The 5,328-nt window shown below is 54.4% G+C and carries 5 protein-coding genes and 1 pseudogene; all 6 read left to right on the plus strand.

All coding sequences use genetic code 11. From position 1 onward, the window contains the following. Window positions 1-69: 69 nt before the first annotated feature. Window positions 70-417: pseudogene (locus tag WD823_RS05145) on the plus strand (glycosyltransferase); the annotation flags it as partial. A gap of 42 nt (window positions 418-459) precedes the next feature. After that, window positions 460-1,647: an N-acetyl sugar amidotransferase gene (locus tag WD823_RS05150; RefSeq protein ID WP_368428418.1), complete on the plus strand. Its 1,188-nt coding sequence runs from the start codon at window positions 460-462 to the stop codon at window positions 1,645-1,647. Continuing rightward, on the plus strand, window positions 1,644-2,258 hold the full coding sequence (gene hisH / locus WD823_RS05155; protein WP_368428415.1) for an imidazole glycerol phosphate synthase subunit HisH: 615 nt from the start codon (window positions 1,644-1,646) through the stop codon (window positions 2,256-2,258). The genes WD823_RS05150 and hisH overlap by 4 nt, the downstream gene beginning before the upstream one ends. A gap of 2 nt (window positions 2,259-2,260) precedes the next feature. Further along, on the plus strand, window positions 2,261-3,046 hold the full coding sequence (locus WD823_RS05160; protein WP_368428419.1) for an AglZ/HisF2 family acetamidino modification protein: 786 nt from the start codon (window positions 2,261-2,263) through the stop codon (window positions 3,044-3,046). A 95-nt stretch (window positions 3,047-3,141) separates the two neighbouring features. Further along, a complete protein-coding gene (locus tag WD823_RS05165; protein WP_368428416.1) occupies window positions 3,142-3,945 on the plus strand; it encodes a class I SAM-dependent methyltransferase in 804 nt (267 codons plus the stop codon). Continuing rightward, window positions 3,942-5,328: zinc-binding alcohol dehydrogenase (locus WD823_RS05170; RefSeq protein ID WP_368428417.1), on the plus strand; the 1,387-nt coding region annotated here is incomplete at its 3' end. The genes WD823_RS05165 and WD823_RS05170, both read left to right, overlap by 4 nt.

Consider the following 5,328-nt stretch of genomic DNA (forward strand, 5'->3'; position numbering starts at 1 on the left):
GGAGTCCACTTATAAATCGGGGAAAGTTGTTCAAACAAACGGAGCCACTTCTGATTCCACGGCAAAAACATTCACTTTTACATCGTCGGGTCGGGCCCCCTCGAGCAGGCGATTAGAAACCAAGCTGCCGAGAAGTGTTTGTCGAATATAACGGTAACCGGCCGCGTAACCGAAAGCCTTGCTCACTATTATCGGGCTTCAGATGTAGTAGTAATTCCCGGGAGAGGCGGCATCGTTATTTCGGAAGCGATGTGTTTCGGTCTTCCGGTCGTCGTCCATCAAGCGGACGGCGTAGAGCATGACTTGGTACGTCAAGGCGTAACGGGCACAATCTTGAGTTCGGGGAGTATCGAAGACTTTGCAGGAGAATTGCTGCGCTTAAGCGAATCACCGGACAGCGTTCGTGAAATGGGCAAGAATGCGCAGCGCCTTATTCTCGAGACATTCAATACTAAGACTATGGCAGCGGCCGTTGTATCTGCAGTCGAGCGACCTTTCAATGCTCCACGTGTACCCAGGGATTATCAGATCTGTGTCCGTTGTGTCATGGATACCTCAGACTCAAAGATCGTATTTGATGCGGAGGGTGTTTGCGATCATTGCCGCACTTTTGACGCCAAGATCAAGCCATCCTGGAATCCAAAGCCGGAGCCGGGCCCAGAGTTTCTAAAGTTGGTAGATCAGATTAAGGCTCGTGGCCAGGACAAGGACTTTGATTGCATCATTGGCATGAGCGGCGGGATCGACAGTTCCTATCTCACCTACTATGCAAAAGAGCGATTGGGATTGCGCCCACTGGTGTTCCATGTGGATGCAGGATGGAATTCACAGGAGGCGGTTAACAACATTGAGCAGCTGGTGGACAAACTGGGCCTGGACCTATACACGGAAGTGATCAACTGGGAGGAAATGCGTGACATACAGTTGTCATTCTTCAAGGCGGGGGTCCCGCATATCGATACGCCGCAAGATCACGCATTCTTTGCGACCATGTATAGGTTCGCTGAGCAGTACGATGTCAAATACATACTGACGGGAGCCAACCTATCCACAGAGTGTATCCGCAACCCAATAGAGTGGATGTACTACCAGTCTGACTCCATACAGTTGCGCGACATTCATCGTCAGTTTGGTTCTCGCCCGTTGACTAGTTTTCCCACGACCTCGATCCTGCGCCACAAGGTTTTCCTGCCCTATGTAAGGGGGATTAGAGTAATTCGACCGCTAAATTACATTACCTACAACAAGCAGGATGCAATTAAGTTGCTAGTCGAAAGATTCGGATGGCAACCCTACCCGCAGAAGCACTTCGAGTCGCGGTTCACTCGGTTTTATGAGAGCTATTGGCTGCCACAGAAGTTTGGCTACGACACAAGACGGGTTCAGTTTTCCAGCTTGATTCTTACTGAACAGATGACGCGAGATGAAGCTTTGGAAAGGCTCACACAGCTGCCCTACTGCGAAAGCACTATCACTCAGGATTTCGAGTACATCGCGACCAAGCTCGGGATTTCGGTGGCGGAGCTACAGAGCTATATGGATGCCCCAAATAAGACGTATAGGGACTACAAGTCACAGGAACTACTGTACTCGCTTGGCGCCTTCGCAATGAGAGCGCTTGGGCTGGAGGTAGGTGGTAAACGGTGATTACGCTGGTCGACTACGGACTTGGCAATATTCAAGCCTTTGCCAATGTATACAGGCGAATGAATGTTCCAGTTACCATCGCCAAAACGCCTCACGAACTCGCGGGGGTGAGGAAGCTAGTTCTACCTGGCGTAGGGGCTTTTGACTGGGCCATGACCCGACTGACCGAGTCGGGCATGCGGCCTTATCTCGACGATCTGGTAATGGAGCAGGAATGCCCTGTACTGGGTGTTTGCGTTGGCATGCAGATGCTGGCGCGCTCTAGCGACGAGGGCACGCTGGCCGGTCTCGGATGGATGGATGCTGAGGTCAAGAAGTTCAACCACAACGCTTTTACGCAGCCGACCCACTTGCCGCACATGGGCTGGAACGACGTATTGCCACAAAGGAGGGACTGCCTGTTCCAAGAGCTGGAGGCCTTACCTCGCTACTATTTCCTACACTCCTATTACTTCCTGCCCCGGCACACGGAGCAAGTACTGGCAGTCACTGATTACAACGGCTTATTCGCATCTGCAGTGCGTTCGGGAAATGTCTTCGGCGTGCAATTTCATCCTGAAAAAAGCCACCAATGGGGCATCCAACTACTGAAGAATTTTGCTGAACTTTGAATATGCTTCGGCCTCGCATAATTCCCTGCCTGTTGGTGAAGAACGGTGGCCTAGTAAAAACCATGCAGTTCGACAAACCGAAGTACGTAGGTGACCCACTCAACGCGGTCCGAATCTTCAATGAGAAAGAGGTCGACGAGTTACTGGTGGTCGATATCGATGCCACAACACAGGACCGAGAGCCCGATTACAGTTTGATCAAGAATCTCGCTGCCGAATGTCGCATGCCGCTGTGCTACGGTGGTGGAGTCAAGACGGCGGAGCAGATTCAGAGGATCATCAGCCTCGGCGTAGAAAAGGTCGCCATCAGCGCCGCTTCGGTGCTTAGGCCTGAACTAGTCGCGGAAGCCGCCACAAAGGTTGGAAGCCAGAGCATCGTCGTGGTGATGGATGTCAAGAAGAACAGCTCCGAGGGTTACGAGGTCTATACGCACAATGGTCTTAAGGCTACGGGGCTTGATCCTTTGGCTTTCGCCAGAACAATGGAGCAGTTCGGAGCTGGCGAGATCGTTCTCAATGCGATTGATCAGGATGGCGTTATGAAGGGGTATGACCTGACTCTAGCAGCTCAAGTACGCCAAGCCATCAGCTTGCCGCTCACTCTGCTTGGCGGGGCTGGCTCGCTGCAACACATTGCAGAGCTAATCCGCTGTGTCGGCACAATCGGTGCCGCAGCCGGAAGCATTTTCGTATTCAAGGGAGCGTACCGAGCGGTCTTGATCACGTATCCGAGCCGCACCGAAAAGGATGCGCTAATTGCGAAAGCACTCCGATGCATCTCGGACTAGACGCTATGGGGCAATCCTCGGTGCCCTGCAAGATATGTGGCTCCACCAATCTCCGATTGTTCGCCCACACGGCCACTTGTAGATACTGCGGGGTCTTGCTCTGTTATCCATATCCATCTACTGATGAGGAGCAGTTCGCAAGCGGCACCGGAAGAGCCGATGTCAGTAATTCGGCGAACATCCATCGCGGCAAACTCGCGTGGCACCTCCGAAGCGGCGCCCGCAATCATCACAATTTCACGAGTATGGCGGAGTTCGTTTTGACCGATGCAGATCGGCAGCGTCGGTTGAATGTACTCGACTACGGGGGGGGCGGCGGTCAGTTCGCGCTCGTGCTGAAATCACTCTATCCACTTGCAACACCCTACATTGTCGACATCAACGACGCAAAACTTCTTGATGAATTCCGACCACTGAACACGCAAATCCGTTTCGCGGATTTTGAGGAGGACGCGACTAAGTTCGATGTCATCTTTATGAATGACGTCTTTGAGCACGTCAGCAACCCACTGGGCGTCTTGCGGCTTCTGCGAACCAAACTGACATGCGGAGATGGCCGGGTTTTTATCGATACGCCACGCCAGTTCTGGATATATCCGGCCACCGAGCTCCTTTGGAATCGCCTGCACGAAAAGCTTTTGCGAGGGACCGTAGATTTCGATCATCAGCAGATCTGGTCGCGGCGGTCGTTCTTGCATGTCGTAAGGGCTGCAGGGTTTGGTATTCAGAAGTACGTCGAGACATCGGAATTTACGCAACCGCCGGAGTTCTATCTGGACAACATGAAAATATCGAATCGCGCCGTCCGAGTGAGCGGCAAGCTCTTGTACGCCGTTGGACGCTCAATCGCCAAGAATAAGATCCTGGCTGTTCTTAAACCAACTGCAAGCCAAGCTTGAGACAGATCGTCCAATCACTAAAGGGCGGTTTCACTGCGGTCGTTGAGGTGCCTTGCCCGATCCCGCGGAGAGGGTATCTCCTCGTACGCAGCCGAGCGTCCCTAGTGTCAGCAGGCACTGAGAGGATGCTGGTGGAATTTGGAAGTGCCAACTGGTTCGAGAGGGCACGCCAGCAGCCGGACAAGGTCAAGATGGTCTTCGACAAGCTTAAAACCGATGGTCTTGCGCTCACCATGGACGCGATCCGCAATAAGCTCGATCAGCCGATTGCCATGGGTTACTGCAATGCCGGAGTTGTCATTGAGGTTGGCGCAGGTGTTACGGGCTTTTCGGCTGGCGATCGGGTCGCGTCGAACGCAAAACATGCGGAGATCGTCAGCGTACCCAGAAATCTTTGTGCAAAGATTCCGGACGGCGTGAGTAACGATGAGGCCGCCTTCGCGGTACTCGGCGCGGTAGCCTTGCAGGGAATTCGGCTCGCGCAGCCAGCGCTCGGAGAGACGGTGGTCGTGTGCGGCCTCGGACTTATCGGGCTTCTGGCCGTCCAGTTGCTACGTGCGCATGGGTGCCGCGTGCTCGGACTTGACTTCGACGCTGACAGACTTGTCCTCGCTCGGCGCTTCGGTATGGAAGTTGTTGATCTTTCTGCCGGAACCGATCCTATTGAGGCAGCCCGGGCGTTCTCCCGCGGTCGTGGAGTAGATGCAGTGATCATCGCCGCGTCCACCGAAAGTAGCGAACCAGTGCATCAGGCGGCCCAGATGTGCCGAAAGCGCGGGCGGATCGTACTCGTCGGCATCTGCGGGCTCGATCTCTCGCGGGCAGACTTTTACGAGAAGGAGCTTTCGTTCCAGGTGTCTTGCTCCTACGGCCCGGGGCGTTATGACCCCGACTACGAGGAGAAAGGCCAGGACTACCCGATCGGCTTCGTGCGCTGGACCGAGCAACGTAATTTCGAAGCTGTACTGGACATGATGGCGGACGGCCGCCTGGACGTGAAGCCGCTGATCACCCATCGATTCAAGATCGACGAGGCAGAGAAGGCGTACGACCTTCTTACAAGCGACGAGCCATCCCTCGGGATACTGCTCGAATACCCCACGAGCATAGACAGATTGGATGCGGAAGTACGCCGCACAACGATAAAGCTTTCGGAGCCTGTTGCCGCCGCGGGCAAGGGCGTCTTCGGTTTCATCGGCGCCGGAAACTACGCCACCGGAATCCTGATTCCCGCATTTAAGGAAGCCGGCGCGCGCCTAAAGACCGTCGCCTCGAACGGCGGGGTCAGCGGCCTGCACGCGGGCCGCAAGTTCGAGTTCGAGGAAACCACAACGGACACCGACAGCATCTTTGCAGACAACCAGGTTAATGGGGTTGTCGTCA

Origin of the sequence: Sulfuricaulis sp. (assembly GCF_040901545.1) — a bacterium.
GTDB lineage: Bacteria > Pseudomonadota > Gammaproteobacteria > Acidiferrobacterales > Sulfurifustaceae > Sulfuricaulis.